The following is a 17936-nucleotide window of genomic DNA, read 5'->3' on the forward strand; positions in this document are numbered from 1 at the left end:
ACAGGCCTGCCAATCCCGGGCCACCAAAACCCTCCCTCACATCCCGTAGCCTTTTCACCGACCCTCCCTCACCTCCTGCAGCTTTTCCCCCAACGCTTCCGCAGTCTCCCGCCAACGGTGAGGAAGCGTCCGGGTTGAGGCGGCGGGATGTGAGGAAGCGTCCGGGTTGAGGCGGCGGGATGTGAGGAAGCGTCGGGGTTGGGGCGACGGGATGTGAGGAAGCGTCGGGTTGGGGAGCCGGTAGAGTTGGTAGCCATGGAAAATCTCTTCAGCCACGCCGCAGGCAACGAAGCGCCTGAGCCCGCAGTTAGCCCGGACCCCGTCATCTGCACCGCTGTTGTCCCCGGGCCTGTGTCCCGCGCTTTCATGGGGTTTACAGACCACACGCATCTCTGGTGGCCCATGGAGTCGAACAGTGTGTATGGGCCGGGCTCGCACGTGGAGTTCGAGGAGAACCTGATCCTGGAGACCGCCGATGACGGCCGGAGCACCATCTGGGGCACCATTGACGACTGGCAGCCTCCGCTGTCCTTCCACGCGTCGTGGTACCCGGGCAGCACCGCTTTGTGGTCCACTGAGCTTCGTGTTGTGTTCCGGGGCGTGGAGGAAGGCACCGAACTGCGCGTCGTCCATGACGGCTGGGAAGGTGCCGAGGATCCGGCCGGCACCCGTGCCGCCTGGGCGAAGGACTGGCCGGAAGTTCTTCAACGGTACGTGAGGTTCATGGGCGGCGCTTCAGAGTAAGCCGGCCGGTTCTAGGAATAGCGTCTCAGGACGGGGGTACCGCGGTGCTCCGCCGAACCACTAGCCGCGTCGGGTATTCGTCGTTCACAACGGGCCGGTCCGTTCCGCCGTCGAACCCGTCCAGCAGCAGGCGCACAGCCAAGGCTCCCTGGCCGCCCGGATCCTGATCGATCGTGGTCAGGCCGAACAGTTCGCCCAGTTCATGCCCGTCCAGGCCGATGACGGACAAGTCCTCAGGTACCCTGAGTCCAAAGTCCCTGGCCGCCAGGATGGCTCCGATCGCCATTTCGTCTGAGGCTGCAAAGACTGCGGTTGGCCGTTCCGAAGTTCCACCCAGCAGGTCCCGTGCCACGGCGTAGGCACCCTCGATGGTGAAGTCCGCCGTGACCACCCATGACGGCCGCACGGGTAGTCCTGCAGTCGTCATCGCCTTCTCATAGCCTGCACGCCGCGTGCGCGGGATCTTGAAGTCCTGCTCGTACACCGAGTCGCCCGTGATGTGCGCGATCCGGCTGTGGCCGAGACGGATCAGGTGGTTGACTGCCGACTCCGCCAGGCCATGGTCGTCTATGCGGATGGTGGAGGCTCCGGGCAAGGGTCCGCCGATGCCCACGAGCGGCCGCTGGATGGCCAGCATCTGGCCGATCTCGTCCTCCGTCAGCGCCAGTGCTACCGCGATGACCGCATCCACGCGTTTCCGTAGCAGGAAGTCCTGGAGAATGCTCCGGCGCCGGACCGCCCCCTCCGTGATGTTGTAGAGCGTCAGGTCATAGCCGGCGTCGAGGAGAGCTGCTGATACGCCCTCCACCACTGCGGCGAAGTACCAGCGGCGGACCGTGGGGACCACGAGGCCGATGTTGCGGGTACGGCCGGAGGCGAGGCTGGATGCCTGGTAGGAGGGCACGAAGGCGAGCTCGGCCGCGGCGGCCTGGGCACGCTCGCGGCTCGCCGGCGACACATGGCCCCTGCCGCTCAAGGCACGTGAAACGGTGGCTATGGAAAGCCCGGCCCGTTCCGCAACGTCCTTGATGCCAGCCATGTCTCAGCTCGCCGTTGCCCCTGCAGAAATCCGCAGCCACACGGTTTCCCCCGAGCCCAGGCCAAACCGCTGGTCCTCGTCGCCAGGGGCCGAGCCCGACGAACTGCGGAGCACAACCTCGCCGGCGGGCAGTTCCAGAGGATCAGGACCCAAGTTCATGACCACCAGAACGTCCCCGTTGAGGAATGCCAGGGACGACCCGGTGCACCATTCCTCCGCCCAGGCGAGGGAACCGCGCCCAAGGTCCAGTTCTCGGCGGACAGTCAGCATGCGGCGGTACAGGTTCAAGTGCGACGACGGGTCCCCGGCTTGGGCGTCCCGCGCCAGTTTGGCGAAGCTCTCCGGCTGCGGGAGCCAGGGCGCGTCGCCGTCGCCGAAGCCGCTGTGCAGCTCGGAAGCCTTCCACGGCAGCGGGACCCGGCATCCGTCGCGTCCCAGCCGGGCGCCGCCGGTGCGCGCAAAGGTCGGGTCCTGCCGCTGGTGGTCCGGGATATCGATGCCGTCAGGCAGTCCAAGCTCTTCGCCCTGGTACAGGTAGGCGCCGCCGGGGAGCCCCAGCATGAATAGGGACGCCGCCGCGGCCCGGGTCCTGCCCAGCTCCTCGTCCGGCTGGGGGTCGCGAGGGCCGATGCCGTCGCCGTCCCGCGGCCCGGACCAGTCGTACCCGAAGCGGGTGGCGTGCCGGACGACGTCGTGGTTGGACAGCACCCAGGTGCTGGGGGCACCCACGGCATCCAGGGACGTCAAGGACTCAGTGACGATGTGGCGCAGGCGATGGAGGTCCAGCCCCGCATGGAGGTAGGGAAAGTTGAAGGCCTGGTGCATTTCGTCGGGCCGGACCCAGTGGGCCAGCCGCGGCAGGGGGTCCACGTTGGCTTCCGCGCAGAGAATGCGGTCGGGACCGTACTCCTCAAGAATCCCGCGCCATGCACGGTAGATGTCGTGCAGGGCCGGCTGGCCGAACATCGGTGCCTCGTGTCCGGGGAAATTGTCGGAGCTGCTGCCGTCCGCGCGCCCGCTCCAGGCGGGAAGGCCCGGGGCCTTGACCAGGGCATGGGCCACGTCAACGCGGAAGCCGGAGACGCCCCGGTCCAGCCAGAAGCGCAGGATGCGTTCGAACTCGTCATGCACGGCCTGGTTGTCCCAGTTGAAGTCCGGCTGCGATGAATCGAAGAGGTGCAGGTACCACTGGCCCGGGGCGCCGTCAGGTTCGGTGATACGGGTCCAGGCCGAGCCACCGAAGTGCGACTCCCAGTTGTTGGGTGGCTCATTACCCTCGGCACCCTGGCCGTCGCGGAAGATGAACATGTCCCGTTCAGGGCTGTCCGGGCCGGCAGCCAGCGCCGTCTGGAAATCGTTGTGCTGGTCGGAGCAGTGGTTAGGGACCAAGTCCACGATGACGCGCAAGCCCAAGCGGTTCGCCTCAGCCACCATGCCGTCGAAGTCCCCGAGCGTGCCGAAGATTGGATCGACGTCGCAGTAGTCGCTGACGTCGTACCCGGCATCGCGCTGCGGTGAGCGGTAGAAGGGCGAAAGCCAGACAGCGTCCACGTTGAGCTCGGCAAGCTGCGGCATCTCGGCAGTGATCCCCGCGAGGTCACCGATTCCATCGCCGTTCATGTCCCGGAAGGAGCGCGGGTACACCTGGTAAATGACAGCTGATCGCCACCAGCCGTGCGCGTTGTCGGGGGCGTGGATGGGCGTCAGGGCGCCAGCCAGCGGTGACGCCGAGTGCAGAAACGAGTCAACAGACATTGCGCCATCCTATGGGTGGCCAAGCATAAATGAAAGCGCTTACACAGTTCAAGCGATTGACAATTGAGGTCATGGAGTGCAGCAATGTGGTCACGCCAAGAGACGGGATTGGAAACGCTTCCAGAATCGGTCGCTGTAGTTCCTCCTGCGACTGAGCCAAAGGGGCAGGTGTGTGGCCCAGGTGACATCTAGACTGAAGCAAAGTGACTGAACGGGAGACCCATGGGCAGCATCGCCGACGAACTGACATCAATCCTGGGGCCGCGGAAGGTACTCCGGGACGACGCCGCACTCGCTGTTTATGCGGTGGACCAGGCCCCCGTGGTGGACTACAGGCTGCCGGCCGCCGTGGTTCTGGCGGAGTCCGTCGATGACGTCCAGGCGACGGTCAGAGCCTGTGCTGCCCGGAACGTGCCGCTGGTGCCCCGCGGCGCCGGGACTGGAGTCTCGGGAGGCGCCCACGCCAGCGAGGGTTGCGTTGTCCTTGGCCTGGAACGGATGAACCGCATTCTGGAGGTCAACGCGGACGACGAGACCGCCGTCGTCGAACCCGGCGTTATCAACGCCGACCTGAACGACGCCGCCGCGGCGCACGGGCTCATGTTCGCTCCGGACCCCGCTAGCTTCAGGATCTCCACCGTCGGCGGCAACGTGGCCACCAACGCCGGCGGGCTGCGGTGCGCCAAGTACGGCGTGACCCGTGATTCCGTGCTGGCCCTTGACGTGGTTCTCGCGGACGGCTCGCTCCTGCATACCGGGCACCAGACCTTCAAAGGCGTGGCCGGCTACGACCTGACCGGACTGTTCGTGGGGTCGGAGGGCACGCTGGGAATCGTGGTCGGCGCGACGGTCCGGCTGAAGTACCTGCCCCGCAAGGTGCACACCATCGCCGCGTTCTACCCTGACTTCCGGCAGGCGGCGGCCGGTGTGCTCGCCGTCGGCAGGGCCCGCGTGCAGCCGGCCATTATGGAACTGCTCGACGGCGGATCGCTGGCCCAGCTGGACGAGCTGCACGGCTCGGACCTCGCGTCGCGGGGAGCCTCGCTGCTCCTGGTCCAGACGGACGGCTTCGGGGCGGCGGCGGAGGCCGACGTCGTGCGTGAAGTGCTGGCGGGCGGCGGTGCCGTGGTCACCACCGAGGCCAGTGCGGAGGCGGAACAGCTGGTGGAATTGCGGCGCAACAGCAGGGGCGTCGAAGTGGATGACGAGTACCGCGTGGGCGAGGACATTGCCGTGCCGCGGTCCAGGCTGGTGGACTACGTGGCGGCACTCGAGGCCCTGGCCGAGGTGCACGGGGTCAGTCTCAAGGTGGTGGCCCACGCCGGAGACGGCAACCTGCATCCGACATTCTGGATTGACCGTGTGAACGATGAGGTGGACGCCGGCGCCATGCTTCGCCTGAATAAGGCACTCGACGCGTCCATCGTTGCAGCCCTGGAGATGGGCGGGACCATCACGGGCGAGCACGGTGTGGGGCAGTACAAGCTGCGCTGGCTGGGCCTCGAGCAGCCGGAGCCGCTCCGCGAGCTGCAGCGCCGGGTCAAGAACCTCTTCGATCCCGCCGGTATCCTGAACCCGGGCAAGGCTATCTAACGGAGGGCGGCTAAAGCCCCCCGCAGACCTAGACCAGCTCCAGGCCTTCGGCGACAACCCTGCCGCGGTGGATCACGGTGCGGTCGGTGCCCCGGTCCATGACCGCGGAGGCCACCGTCTCGCCGTCGAGCAGCAGCAGCTCGGCAGGATCGCCCGCCTCAAGGCCGGGGCGGTGCGCCGTGCCATTGAGCCGTGTCGCTGACGGCTCCAGGACGCTGGCGCCGCCGACCGTGGCGATGGCAAGGCAGTGCCCGATCAGTTCGTCCCTGCGGAAGCCGTGCGTGAAGGCCAGCTGCCAGGTGCGGTCCAGCATGTCCGTGTTTCCATACGGGGACCAGTAGTCACGCTGGCCGTCCTCGCCAAGGCCCACCCGGACGCCGGCCTCGGCAAGCATCGGGAGGGGGAGCTGGCCGGCTGCTGCCGGTGCCACCGATGCCATGGAGACGTCCAGTTCGGCGAACTCTTCGATCAGCCGGCGCGTGGTGGCCTCGGAGACGCTGCCCAGTTGGTAGGCGTGGGACATGGTCACCTTGCCCTGCATGCCCAGGGCGCGGGTGCGTTCAAGCACCAGGTCGGTGCTGAAGACACCCAGTTCGCCGGGCTCGTGCAGGTGGATGTCGATGGGTACCTGGTACTTCTCAGCCAGCCCGAAAACGACGTCGAGGTGCCGGGCGGGGTCGCGGTCCAGACCGCACGGATCGATGCCGCCCATGACGTTTGAGCCCGCCTTCAGCGCCTCTTCCATCAGCGGGATGGTGCCCTCCTCCCGCAGAAGGCCGGCCTGCGGGAAGGCGATGATCTCGACGTCGGCCCGGTCCCTGAACTGATCCTTAGCCGCCGCGACGGCGTCGAAACGCTCCAAGCGGCAGTCCACATCGACCTGGGCGTAGGACCGGACCCGGGTGGTGCCCCGAGCGATCATTCGGCCGAGGGTATTGTTGATGCGTTCCTGCAGCGGGACTTCGGCGTTGCGCCAGTTCAGCCGGTCGTTCATCATCATGGTCCACACGCCCGGCCCGCCCGTGTGCTCGCGGAACGGCAGCCCGATGCGGGTGGAGTCCAGATGGACGTGGACGTCGGAGAAGGACGGCACCAGCAGCCTGCCGCGGCCTTCGACGACGGTCGACGCCTGGGCGTCTGTTGCGGAGCCCGCAGGCCCCGCACCTGTGGCGGAGGCTGCCGCCGGTCTCGCCGGGTCATGCGGTTCGATGACCGCAATCTTGCCGTCCGTAATGAGGACATCGCTCAGCGACTGTCCCCACGGCCGGACGGCACGGATTAGGGTAGTCAACGCAGCGCCTCAGTCGTCGACGTCGGGATACTCGTCCTCGGTCTCATCGGCCCCGTACCGCGACTCCTCGGTCTCCACGGCAAGGATCTTCAGCAGCTCCGTGTCCGGGTTCAGCATGATGGCGGCCTCGTCGCGGCGGTGGCGCAGGATCGAGTCGATGTAGGACTGGACGGCCTCGGCCAGCGGGATGTGCCGTTCCTGCTTTTCGGACATGTACCAGCGGTGCTCCAGCACCTCGTGCACGGCTTCGGCGGGTTCGAGCTTTCCGGAGAGGTCGCGGGGGATGGAACGGACGATCGGCTCGAAGATCTGGCTGACCCAGAGGTGCGCGCTGTATTCCTCGTCCATCTCCGGGTTGTTGTCGGCCCGGAAGGTGTCCATGTCGTTGAGCAGGCGGCGGGCCTGGTTCTCCTGGGCGTCGAGGCCGGTCAGGCGCAGCAGACGCCGCATGTGGTGGCCGGCGTCGACGACCTTGGGCTGCAGCTGGATGGTGGAGCCGTTCTGGGTGGTCTTGATGGCGTACTCTTCGACGTCGAAGCCGAGCTCGTTGAGCCGGCGGATGCGGGCGCCGACGCGCCAGCGCTCGCCCAGTTCGAAGGATTCCTTGGCGGTCAGCTCCGTCCACAGGCGCCGGTAGCTTTCCATGATGAGTTCGCTGGTGGCCACGGGGTCCACCTTCTCCTCGATCAGCCCTCCGTCGAGGAGGTCCATGAGTTCGCCGGCGATGTTGACGCGGGCGATCTCCAGGTCGTACTCGCGCTGGCCGGTGGAGAGGTCCGGGTACAGTTCGCCGGTTTCGGCGTCCACCAGGTAGGCGGCGAAGGCGCCGGCGTCCCGGCGGAAGAGGGTGTTGGAGAGCGAGACGTCGCCCCAGTAGAAGCCGATGAGGTGCAGGCGGACCATCAGCAGCGCCTGGGCGTCGATGAGCCGGGTGAGCGTGTCCTTGCGCAGCATCTGCGAGAAGAGCGCGCGGTACGGCATGGAGAACTTCAGGTGGCGGGTCACGAGGACCGGGTTCAGGGGACGGCCGTCGGGGGTGGTGCGGCCGGTGATGACAGCGACGGGCTCCACGCAGGGCACATCCAGCCGGGCGAGCTTGCGGAGCATGTGGTACTCGTGGCGGGCCACGTGCTCGGACGTTTCCTTGATGGCGATGACGGAGCCGCCGAGGTGCGCAAAGCGCACAATGTGCCGGGAGATACCGCGGGGGAGCGCGGCCAGGTTTTCCGCCGGCCAGTCTTCGAGCGCTATGTGCCAGGGCAGGTCGAGGAGTTCCGGGTCGGCGGCAGCGGCCGTGATGTTCAGGTTGCTTGCGACCGAGGCTGCCTTGTCGTCGTTCGCGCTGGCCGCTTCGAACCGCGGCAGTTTGCCGATCTGCCCGTAGTCGGTGGGTTCATCGTGCCACTGCGCGTTGTGTTCCTCGGTCATGGCTCAATTCTTCCGTATTTTGCAGGGGGTGCCTAAAAAGGGACAGCGGTTAAAGCCCGACGGCGGCCCTCCCGGTTTAGGGGAGGACCGCCGTCGGGTTTTGGCTGGGACAGTCGCTCCGGTGGTTTCGACAAGCTCAACCACCGGGACTGGACTGCTAGTCGCCCAGGCGCTCGCCGGTCTTGGTGTCGAACAGGTGCACGTGGCCGGACTGCGGACGGACCCAGAGGGACTCGCCCTTCATCGGGGGGCGGCGGCCGTCGACGCGGGCCACGATGTCGTGGCTTTTCCCGTCCAGCGTGGTGTGGCCGTAGACGTAAGCGTCGGCGCCGAGTTCTTCGACGACGTCGACCTCAACCTGGATGCCTTCGCCCTGGGGTGCGGTCTCGAGGTCTTCGGGGCGGCTGCCCAGGGTGACAGTGGCACCGTGTGCCTCTTCGAGGATGTTGCGCGGTACCGGGTAAACGGTGCCGCCGAACTGGACGCCGCCGTCGACCACGGGAAGTTCGAGGAGGTTCATGGCGGGGGAGCCAATGAAGCCTGCAACGAAGACGTTCTTGGGGCGGTCGTACAGGTTGCGCGGGGTGTCCACCTGCATGAGGAGACCGTCCTTGAGCACCGCAACGCGGTCGCCCATGGTCATGGCCTCAACCTGGTCGTGGGTCACGTAAACGGTGGTGACGCCCAGGCGGCGGGTGAGGGAAGCAATCTGGGTACGGGTCTGCACGCGGAGCTTGGCGTCCAGGTTGGAGAGCGGCTCGTCCATGAGGAAGACCTGCGGGTTACGCACGATTGCGCGGCCCATTGCAACACGCTGGCGCTGACCGCCGGAGAGTGCCTTCGGCTTGCGGTCCAGGTACTGCTCAAGGTCCAGGAGCTTTGCGGCTTCGCGGACCCGCTCGGCGCGCTCTTCCTTGCTGACGCCGGCGATCTTGAGGGCGAAGCCCATGTTGTCCGCAACGGTCATGTGCGGGTACAGGGCGTAGTTCTGGAAAACCATCGCGATGTCGCGGTCCTTCGGCGGAACGTCGGTGACGTCGCGGTCGCCAATGAGGATCCGGCCGGCGTTGACGTCCTCGAGGCCTGCGAGCATGCGCAGGGAGGTGGACTTACCGCAACCGGAGGGTCCAACGAGGACCAGGAATTCGCCGTCGGCGATTTCGATGTTGAGCTTGTCAACAGCGGGCTTATCTGTGCCCGGGTACAGACGAGTAGCGTTGTCAAAAGTAACTGTTGCCACAGTTATCAATCCCTTCACCGGCAGGTACGTGCCGGACGATCCGTAGTGAATGGTTCATGTAATTCAGTTGTGCCCTACATGATGACTCCCCGGCCGAGGCCGAGGAGCATCTAGTGACGCCGCACGGTTCCTGTGCGCCACATCACAAGAAGAGTATGTCAGATTTATCGCGAATCGGACAAAATGTTACGGACGTCACAGATGAGATGCCTCACAGGGGCTTCCGCGGCCTATCCGGGGGTGACGGCCTGCCGGCGTTCGCGCAGCAGCGCCTCGAGGAGTTCTGCGATGTGCACCGGCGCCTCCACCCGGAACTGTGCCTGGGTGAAGTCGAGGCCCACCTTCACGCCGACGTCGTGCTCCCCGAGGCGGGCCAGGGCGTCCTCGTCGGTGGTGTCATCGCCCGCGAAAAGCACGCCGGTGGCGCCGGTGGCCTGGCGCAGGAAGTCGACGCCCTCGCCCTTGGACGCGTGCACCACGGATGTCTCAAGGACCCGTTTTCCGTTCTTGAGGTAGACGCCCGGGCGGTCCTGGAGTGCGGCGCGGGCAGCCGCGACGGCATCCTCTGCAACGTCGTCCGCCGCCAGGCGCGTATGCAGCACAACGCCGGCAGGCTTTTCTTCCAGGACTGTGCCGGGGGCAAGCGCCACGATCTCCGTCACGACCCCCCTGACCTCGTCGAGGAGCGACAGCTGCGCGGGGTCGAGGGTCAGCGGTGCAGAGCCCGGACCTAGCCACGCCTCGGCGCCGTGGCTGCCGATCAGCAGGGTCTCCTCCGGCGGGGAGGCGACCGCGCGCAGACTGTCCAGCGCCCTCCCGGAGATGAGTGCCGTCGACGTACGCGGTAAAGAGCTCAGCTCGGCGAAGGCGGCAGCCGAGCGGGGGAGCGGGCGCGCGTCCCCGGCGTGGTCCACGATGGGGGAGATGGTGCCGTCGAAGTCCATGGCCACCAGCAGGTGCTCCGTGCCGGCGATGCGGTGTACGGCCTCCAGCAGTTCGGGGGACAGCGTCAGCCGGGTGCGGCCGGCCTCTCCGGTGTGCTCTGCCTCAGGAGTCATCGCGGATCACTTTCTCGTTGAGGGCGTTCAGGAAGTCAGCCGACCAGTGGTCGACGTCATGGTCCAGGATCTGCTTGCGCATGGCACGCATGCGGCGGGCTGATTCCCTGGGGGACATTTTGACCGCTCGCATCACGGCATCCTTGAGGCCGTCGATGTCGTGCGGGTTCATCAACAGCGCCTGCTTGAGCTGGTCCGCGGCGCCGGCGAATTCGCTGAGCACCAGAGCGCCGTCGTTGTTGGTGCGGGCCGTGACGTACTCCTTGGCCACCAGGTTCATGCCGTCGCGCAGTGCGGTGACCAGCATGACGTCGGCCGCCAGGTAGAGCGCGACCATTTCCTCCACCGGATAGCTGTGGTGCAGGTAGCGCACCGCCGTGTTTTCGATCGTGTCGTACGTGCCGTTGATGTGGCCCACAGTGCCTTCAACCTCTTCACGCAGGAGCCGGTACTGCTCCACGCGCTCGCGGCTGGGGCTGGCAACCTGGATCAGGGTCGCGTCGCCCACCCTGAGCTTGCCCTCGTTCAAGAGCTCTTCGTAAGCCTTGAGGCGGTGGCCTATGCCCTTCGTGTAGTCCAGCCGGTCCACGCCCAGCAGGATGGTTTTGGGGTTGCCGAGATCCTGCCGGATCTGGCGGGCGCGTTCAATAATTTCGGGCTTCTGCGCCAGTTCACTGATGTGCTGGACGTCGATGGAAATGGGGAAGGCCTGGGCGCGGGCGATGTGGGTGAGGTCGCCGACGGTGTCCTTGACGTGGACCTGCTGCTGTTTGACGCTGGCGCCGAGGAAGCGCCGGGCGGAACGCATGAAGTTACCGGCGTCGCTGGGGCGCTGGAAGCCCACCAGGTCCGCTCCCAGCAACCCGTCGATGATGGCTTGGCGCCAGGGGAGCTGGGCAAAGATCTCCGGCGGCGGGAAGGGGATGTGGTTGAAGAACCCGATCTTCAGATCTGGGCGTGCCTGGCGCAGCATCCGCGGCACCAGCTGGAGCTGGTAGTCCTGCACCCACACGGTTGCGCCGTGATCGGCAGTACGGACGACGGCGTCGGCGAACCTCTTGTTCACCGTGCGGTAGGCGTCCCACCAGGTTCTGTGAAACTCGGGCGGGGCGATGACGTCGTGGTAGAGGGGCCACAGTGTGGCGTTGGAGAAGCCTTCGTAATACAGCTCAACGTCAGCGCCGCTGAGCTGGACCGGCACAAGGTCCATGCCGCCGTGGCTGAACGGCTCGACTGTTTCGTCCGCGGCGCCGTGCCATCCCACCCAGGCGCCGTCCGTCCTGGTCATCATGGGAGCAAGAGCGGTGACCAGGCCGCCGGGGGAGCGCCGCCAGCCGGAGCCGTCATCGCCGGGCTCGCCGGGCGCGCAGCGGTCCACCGGCAGACGGTTGGAGACCACCATGAAGTCGTACTTGGTGGCATCCTTCGGACCGTCCTTGGTGGCGTCCGAGCTGCTGCCGGGCACGGCCGCGCTTTCCGTTTTTGTGTCGGATTTCTCGCTTACAGCTCCGTGCATTGGGGCTCCCTGAGGTTGCTTGTGACTCTCATCAACCCTATCGGGCCGGAATCTTCCGGGCCATTCGTCCGTTGGCCAGGTGAAGGAAATACTTGAAAGCGCAAGCTCCGGGTTCTCCCCTAAACTGGGGGAGTTGCCCCCGGGTGGTCCGCACCTGTCCGTACGACACGAGGAACTAATGAGCCCCGCAAACGAATCCCGCCAGTCCAAAGCAGAACGCACGGCCGAGGCCCGCGAGAAAGCCCGCGAAATCCGGGAAGCGCAGCTTAAGAAGGACAAGCGGAACAAACTGCTCATTGGCTGGGGCATCGTCGTCGCCGTCGTAGCCATCCTTGCCGTCGTCGCGCTTGTGGTGACCACCAGCCTCAAGAACAATGCCTCGGTGGCGGACCAGGGGCCCACCCCTGCCAACGGAAACGTCCACGGCGGGATCACGCTGCTCAAGGGCACGGAAGTTGCCAAGTCCAGCGCCGCAAACGTGAACGTTGCAGACATCCCGTCGCCGGCGGCCTCAGCGCCTGCAACTGTCACGGCGCCCGGTGCGGAAGCCGAGGCCGGCAAGCCGGTGAAGGTGGTCCTCTACATCGACTTCATCTGCCCCGTCTGCAAGAACTTCGAGGTGACGTACAACGAGACCCTGACGAAGCTCCGCGACGAAGGCAAGATCACCGTGGAGTACCGGGCCCTGGGCTTCCTTGACAGCCGCTCCACCACCAACTACTCCTCCCGTGCAGCCAACGCCGCTGCCTGCGTGGTGAACGAATCCCCGGAGAAGTACTCGGCATTCGTGGACACGCTGTTCGCCAACCAGCCGGCCGAAGGCAGCGCCGGGCTCTCCGACGACGAACTGAAGAAGTTGGCCACGGACGCCGGCGCCAAGAGCATCGACTCCTGCGTCGAGAACAAGACGTACCGTCCCTGGGTCAAGTACACCACCCAGGAAGCCGCAGCCATTGGCGTGACCGGTACGCCGACTGTCCTCGTGGACGGCAAGCAGTGGGGCAAGGGCGACAGCGCCCAGACCGAATTCCCTGCCTTCGTCGAGGCGGCCATTAAGGCCAAGGCCTAGACGTTCTTCATGGGCAGTGGCCCGCCTCCGGATTTTCCGGGCGCCGGGCCACTGTTCGTTTAACCTTTAGTTTGCCGGCCGTCGTTTTTACGGGTGGGCAGTCCTTGGGCTAACCTTATCTAGCGCCATCGCGGCGCTTGCCCTGACGGGCGCGCCTCCTTAGCTCAGTTGGCCAGAGCACCGCTCTTGTAAAGCGGGGGTCGTCGGTTCGAATCCGACAGGGGGCTCTTATCTTGGCTTTGTTCTGCACGTTTAGTCCCCGCTCTCACGCCCCGGCGACCTGATGGGTTGCGCCCCCCGGGGCGCACACGTTTCATATAGGGCAGCCCGGATTCTGTTGGTCGAAGCAACACTCGTTTAGGGAGTGCCTTCAATGTATCGACAGTTCGATTCGCCTGCAGGACGGCGGTTTCTCTACTCGAGCCACACTCGACTCCCCAGGCGCCGAGCCCCGCCTCTCACCAGCCGGCGAACCCGCCAGAGAATAAGCCGGATCGGTGCAGGTACCGTCCGGCCTTACCTCGGGCGGAGTTTGTGTCCACGTATCACAACTTCCGGGCGGTTTAGAGCCCATTATCTGTACTAAAACTTGGGAGAGGGCTAAGTAAAGTCCGACGTCGGCCGGTCACCTTGTGAGGTGGCCGGCCGGCGTCGTTTTGGTGAGATCAGCCAACATGCGCTGGTGGGTCATCCCGTCTGGTCTTCCGTAGCACTTTTGCGCGCCCGCATAAACCGTTGACAAGGCTGAAAGAGGGCTGCTTAGCTTGCCGCCAGAAGACACCGCGGTCGAAGGAGTGATACGTGACCTCCGCTTTGCAGGCCGGGCGAGACATCCGCCCCCTTTCCGAGTCCGACGCCGAAGTGTATGTGGCCTCTGTGTGCTTTAAGACCGGACCGCCGGGTGCTGCCGGGGTGGAGGTCGAACGGCTGGTCCACGACGTCGTTCATCCACGGACCCCGGTGACGGTTGCACGTGTACGTCAGGCCATGGAGGCCTCGGCGGGGGCGCTGCCCGGCGGGGGAGTGATCACTTTCGAACCTGGCGGCCAGTTGGAGGTGAGCTCCGCCTGCGCACCCGGTCTTCCCGCTCTCCTCGCCGCGACACGGAAAGACCTCGCAGCCGTTGAGACCCGACTTTGGAACGCCGGACTGTTCTTCGGTCCGCTCGCTTTGGATGCTGGACGCCCGGCTGTGCGGTCATTGGAGCATCCCCGGTACGCCTCCATGGAGCGGCACTTCGACGGCTTCGGTCCCGCCGGACGAACCATGATGTGCTCCACCGCTTCACTTCAGATTTCATTGGAAGCCGGATTCGACAGTCCCGCATCCACCGGCGCGGCGCAACGCTGGGCACGATTGCACAATCTCCTGCCGGTCCTCATCGCCATGTTTGCCAACTCGCCCTTCCTTCATGGCATCCCCAACGGATGGCACAGCAACCGTCAGCGCACCTGGCTGGGCATTGACCCGAGCCGGACCGCCGCGGTCCCCTGTTCGGAGGACCCCCGGTGGGCGTGGGCGCGCTACGCGCTCGACGCGCTGGTCCTCTGCATCCCTTCACAGGGGCACCGCTGGGATCCGCCGCAGGGGCTGACGATGCGGGACTGGTTGCGCGGGAGCGGGCCTAGGCCTGCAACACTGAGCGATCTGAAATACCACCTCACAACTCTTTTCCCGCCTGTCCGTCCACGCGGATTCATGGAACTCCGGGTGATCGATACACAGGCGGGCCATGACTGGGAGCCCGTCACGGCGATAGTCACTGCGCTCATGGACGACGAACACGCTTCCGACCTCGTCGCAGACGCCTGCGCGCCCCTTGCTTCGCTGCCCGACCCGATGAGAACTGCCGCCCGCGAGGGGTTGACGAATTCTGTTCTCGCCTTGGCCGCCCAGTTTTGCGCCGAGGCGGCGCTAAACGCGCTGCCTCGGTTAGGGGCGGACGTCACCACCCGGAGCCGGGCCGAGGACTTCATCGAACGCAATACGGCGAGGGGCCGGTGCCCAGCCCAGGAGCGGCTGGATCTGTGGCGAAGAACCGGCAGTTGGTTTGCCGAACCAGAGCCGACGGAGGCTTACGCTGATGCGCAGTGACCTTCCCGGGGCCCCTGCCGACCCCGAAACTCTCAGGACCTTCATCGCCGAAGGGCTGGAACGTGCCCGGAACCGCACCCATGCGCTGACCAACTGCGACGACGAAGATCTTCTAAGGCAGCACTCGCCGCTTATGTCACCGCTGGTGTGGGACCTGGCGCATGTTGGCAGCCAGGAGGAACTCTGGCTGGTACGCGATGTGGGCAAAATGGAACCGCTGCGGTGCGATATCGACCAGATGTACGACGCGTTCCAGCATTCCCGCAGCAGCCGGATTTCGCTGCCGTTGCTCTCACCGGAGGAGTCACGCAGATACATCGCCCAGGTCCGTGACAAGGCCCTCGACATTCTGGAGCGGACGCCCTTGGAGGGCGCACCGCTTGTGCATCGGGGCTTCGCGTTCGGAATGATCATCCAGCACGAACAGCAGCATGACGAAACGATGCTTGCCACGCACCAGCTCCGGGCCGGCGCGCCTGTCCTCCACGGCCAGCCCTTGGACGCCGGCATCCGGCCCCCGGACCTGCGTGCTTTGGCTAAGGAGGTGCTGGTCCCTTCAGGGCAGTTCACCATGGGGACGTCGGTGGAACCATGGGCGCTGGATAATGAACGCCCGGCACATACCGTGGAGGTGCCAGGCTACTGGATTGATACCGTTCCGGTGACCAACGGCGCTTACCGGCACTTTATGGAGGACGGTGGCTACCGGAACCCCCGCTGGTGGAGCGAGGAAGGCTGGAAGCATTGCGTTGAAGCCGGTTTAGTGGCTCCCAAGTACTGGGAACCCGACGGCGATGCGTGGTGCAGGACCAGATTCGGCGTCGTGGAACGCGTTCCGGACGATGAGCCGGTGCAGCACGTGAGCTGGTTCGAAGCGGATGCGTACGCACGCTGGGCCGGGCGCCGGCTCCCGACCGAAGCAGAATGGGAAAAAGCCGCGCGTTACGATCCCCGATCAGGGCGATCCCGGCGCTACCCCTGGGGAGACGAAGATCCCGAACCCCATCACGCCAACCTTGGCGGGGCAGCGCTCCGCCCGGCCCCGGCCGGTTCCTTTCCCGCGGGAGCCTCGCCGCTGGGAGTACGACAGCTCATTGGCGACGTCTGGGAATGGGTTTCCAGTGACTTCCGCCCGTATCCAGGATTCACCGCGTTCCCTTATCCGGAGTACAGCGAGGTGTTCTTCGGGTCCGACTACAAGGTGCTGCGGGGTGGGTCCTGGGCGGCGGATCCTGCCGCCTGCAGGGGCACGTTCCGGAACTGGGACTACCCGGTCCGCAGGCAGATCTTTACCGGATTCCGCACGGCGCGCGACGCGTCACCGGTGGAGGATTTCTAGCCCATGTGCCGCCATCTCGCCTACATCGGGACGCCGATGCCGCTGGCCGAGCTGCTGATCGTCCCCGACCACGGGCTTTTGGCGCAGTCGTGGGCGCCGCGCCGCCAGCGGTACGGGACGATAAACGCCGACGGTTTTGGCGTCGGATGGTACGCCCCGGGCGATCCCGTGCCCGCCCGCTACCGCCGTGCGGTCCCGATCTGGGCGGACAGGTCCTTTGCCGACGTCGCCCGGGTCACCTCCAGCCCGGCGGTTCTGGCCGCGGTGAGGTCAGCAACGCCGGGGATGCCCCCGGACGAGTCAGCGGCTGCGCCGTATGCGTCCGGACGCTGGCTCTTTAGTCACAACGGCCGTGTGGAGGATTGGCCGCATGCGCTGGAAGGACTGGCCGCTTCACTCCCGCCCTCACGCCTGCTGGCCCTGGAGGCACAGGTCGATTCAGCGTTGCTCTGGGCCCTCGTGCAGGAGCGACTTGCCGCGGGGGTGGCCGCCGGCGAGGCGCTGATCCAGGTGGTCAACGTTGTCTCCTCAGTCGCTGATGGCAGATTCAACTTTCTACTCACCGACGGCACTGCCATCGCGGCTACAGCCGCCGGTGACAGCCTCTTTTGGCGGACCGGCCCCGGGGGCGTGGTCGTCGCCAGCGAGCCATCCGATGAGGGCCCAGGCTGGCAGGAGGTCCCGGACAATTCCCTCCTGACCGCGGCCCCGGGCCACGTCGAAGTACGTCCCATTCCCACTCTCACGAAGGAGCACGCAGCCACATGAGCCTCTCTGCCGACCGTAGCGACATCGTTCACCACCTGCCCCCGGACCATCTGGAGCGAAGTCTGCGCGCCGATGTGCGCGCCGGGCTCAGCTCGTCACCCAAAACGCTGCCGCCCAAGTGGTTCTATGACAAAGTTGGCAGCGCATTATTCGAGCGCATTACGGACCTGCCGGAGTACTATCCGACGCGAGCCGAACGTGAAGTGCTGGAGCTCTTCTCCGCTGAGATGGCGGCCGCGAGCCCGGCAGAAACGTTGATCGAACTCGGGTCCGGATCGTCCAGGAAAACCCCGCTGCTGTTGGATGCCCTACGGACGGTGGGACCTCTTCGCCGCTACGTTGCGGTGGACGTTAGCGACAGCGCACTGCTGGAGGCACGCAACGAGCTGGCTCCCGCCTTCCCCGACCTTCAACTGGAGGCAGTGGCAGCGGACTTCGAAACCCAGCTGCACCTGCTCCCTCAAAACGGACGCCGCATGGTGGCGTTTCTCGGCGGCACCATCGGCAATTTCGAGCCGGCGGCCAGGGCACGCTTTCTCGCGGGGATCCGCGAGCTGCTCGGCGGAGACGGTGGTTCGCTTCTTCTTGGTACGGATCTGGTGAAGTCACCGCACATCCTTGTTCCGGCATACGCCGACGCCGAGGGGGTCACCGCCGAATTCAATCGGAACGTGCTCCGCGTCCTCAATGCCCAGCTGGGTGCCGATTTTGAGGTAATGGCGTTTGACCATGTCGCTGTGTGGATGCCCGAGGAAGAGTGGATCGAAATGCGGCTGCGGGCGACGAAACCGATGCTGGTGCGCCTGCCGGGTGTGGGCCTGGACGTCAGGTTCGACGAAGGCGAGGAACTTCGCACCGAGATTTCCGCGAAGTTCCGGCTCGAGGGAGTGGCCGCCGAGCTCGAAGCGGCCGGTTTCTCCATCGCAGGGCAATGGACTGACAGGCAGAACCGCTTCGCCATGACGCTCGCGGAAGCCGTCTAGGCTGTCCCGCTGCACGCAC

Annotated in this window: 14 protein-coding genes and 1 tRNA gene; 8 read left to right on the forward strand and 7 right to left on the reverse strand. The window is 65.8% G+C overall.

What is annotated here, in order from left to right; all coding sequences use genetic code 11:
* Nucleotides 1–255: 255 nt before the first annotated feature.
* Entirely contained in the window at nucleotides 256–744 is a 489-nt protein-coding gene (locus tag J7I85_RS04135; RefSeq protein ID WP_214847026.1) for an SRPBCC domain-containing protein, read from the forward strand.
* A gap of 25 nt (nucleotides 745–769) precedes the next feature.
* On the opposite strand, the gene J7I85_RS04140 is transcribed toward J7I85_RS04135, so the two are convergent.
* Nucleotides 770–1783: a LacI family DNA-binding transcriptional regulator gene (locus J7I85_RS04140; protein WP_214847028.1), complete on the reverse strand. Its 1014-nt coding sequence runs from the start codon at nucleotides 1781–1783 to the stop codon at nucleotides 770–772.
* Nucleotides 1784–1786: 3 nt separating this feature from the next.
* Nucleotides 1787–3538 (reverse strand): glycoside hydrolase family 13 protein, encoded by a 1752-nt coding sequence (locus J7I85_RS04145; protein ID WP_214847029.1) that lies wholly within the window; start codon nucleotides 3536–3538, stop codon nucleotides 1787–1789.
* 222 nt (nucleotides 3539–3760) lie between these two features.
* Between J7I85_RS04145 and J7I85_RS04150 the strand changes: the two genes are divergently transcribed.
* Entirely contained in the window at nucleotides 3761–5131 is a 1371-nt protein-coding gene (locus J7I85_RS04150; RefSeq protein WP_214847039.1) for an FAD-binding oxidoreductase, read from the forward strand.
* Between the two features lie 28 nt (nucleotides 5132–5159).
* Here the strand turns inward: J7I85_RS04150 and J7I85_RS04155 are convergent, their stop codons facing one another.
* The 5 genes from J7I85_RS04155 to J7I85_RS04175 form a co-directional block, all read right to left on the reverse strand.
* Nucleotides 5160–6422 (reverse strand): amidohydrolase family protein, encoded by a 1263-nt coding sequence (locus tag J7I85_RS04155; protein ID WP_214847041.1) that lies wholly within the window; start codon nucleotides 6420–6422, stop codon nucleotides 5160–5162.
* Nucleotides 6423–6431: 9 nt separating this feature from the next.
* The gene (locus J7I85_RS04160) at nucleotides 6432–7850 is read right to left on the reverse strand and encodes a DUF4032 domain-containing protein (RefSeq protein WP_214847043.1); all 1419 of its coding nucleotides are present in this window, start codon (nucleotides 7848–7850) and stop codon (nucleotides 6432–6434) included.
* A 157-nt stretch (nucleotides 7851–8007) separates the two neighbouring features.
* The gene (locus J7I85_RS04165) at nucleotides 8008–9090 is read right to left on the reverse strand and encodes an ABC transporter ATP-binding protein (RefSeq protein WP_214847045.1); all 1083 of its coding nucleotides are present in this window, start codon (nucleotides 9088–9090) and stop codon (nucleotides 8008–8010) included.
* A gap of 230 nt (nucleotides 9091–9320) precedes the next feature.
* Nucleotides 9321–10148, reverse strand: coding sequence for a trehalose-phosphatase (gene otsB, locus J7I85_RS04170; RefSeq protein WP_214847057.1), 828 nt, complete (start codon nucleotides 10146–10148; stop codon nucleotides 9321–9323).
* Entirely contained in the window at nucleotides 10138–11664 is a 1527-nt protein-coding gene (locus tag J7I85_RS04175; protein ID WP_374102430.1) for a trehalose-6-phosphate synthase, read from the reverse strand. The genes otsB and J7I85_RS04175 overlap by 11 nt, the downstream gene beginning before the upstream one ends.
* 178 nt (nucleotides 11665–11842) lie before the next feature.
* Between J7I85_RS04175 and J7I85_RS04180 the strand changes: the two genes are divergently transcribed.
* The 6 genes from J7I85_RS04180 (at nucleotide 11843) to egtD (ending at nucleotide 17917) form a co-directional block, all read left to right on the forward strand.
* Complete coding sequence (locus tag J7I85_RS04180; protein WP_214847060.1) at nucleotides 11843–12733, forward strand: DsbA family protein; 891 nt, start codon at nucleotides 11843–11845, stop codon at nucleotides 12731–12733.
* A gap of 153 nt (nucleotides 12734–12886) precedes the next feature.
* Nucleotides 12887–12960, forward strand: a tRNA-Thr gene (locus J7I85_RS04185).
* 574 nt (nucleotides 12961–13534) lie between these two features.
* Nucleotides 13535–14827, forward strand: a complete 1293-nt coding sequence (locus J7I85_RS04190; protein WP_214847062.1) for a glutamate-cysteine ligase family protein — start codon at nucleotides 13535–13537, stop codon at nucleotides 14825–14827.
* Nucleotides 14817–16166: an ergothioneine biosynthesis protein EgtB gene (gene egtB, locus J7I85_RS04195; RefSeq protein ID WP_214847065.1), complete on the forward strand. Its 1350-nt coding sequence runs from the start codon at nucleotides 14817–14819 to the stop codon at nucleotides 16164–16166. Before J7I85_RS04190 ends, egtB begins: the two co-directional genes overlap by 11 nt.
* Nucleotides 16167–16169: 3 nt before the next feature.
* Complete coding sequence (egtC, locus tag J7I85_RS04200) at nucleotides 16170–16934, forward strand: ergothioneine biosynthesis protein EgtC (RefSeq protein WP_214847067.1); 765 nt, start codon at nucleotides 16170–16172, stop codon at nucleotides 16932–16934.
* A complete protein-coding gene (egtD, locus tag J7I85_RS04205; protein ID WP_214847069.1) occupies nucleotides 16931–17917 on the forward strand; it encodes an L-histidine N(alpha)-methyltransferase in 987 nt (328 codons plus the stop codon). Before egtC ends, egtD begins: the two co-directional genes overlap by 4 nt.
* Nucleotides 17918–17936 lie beyond the last annotated feature (19 nt).

Origin of the sequence: Arthrobacter sp. ISL-65 (assembly GCF_018613795.1) — a bacterium.
GTDB lineage: Bacteria > Actinomycetota > Actinomycetes > Actinomycetales > Micrococcaceae > Arthrobacter.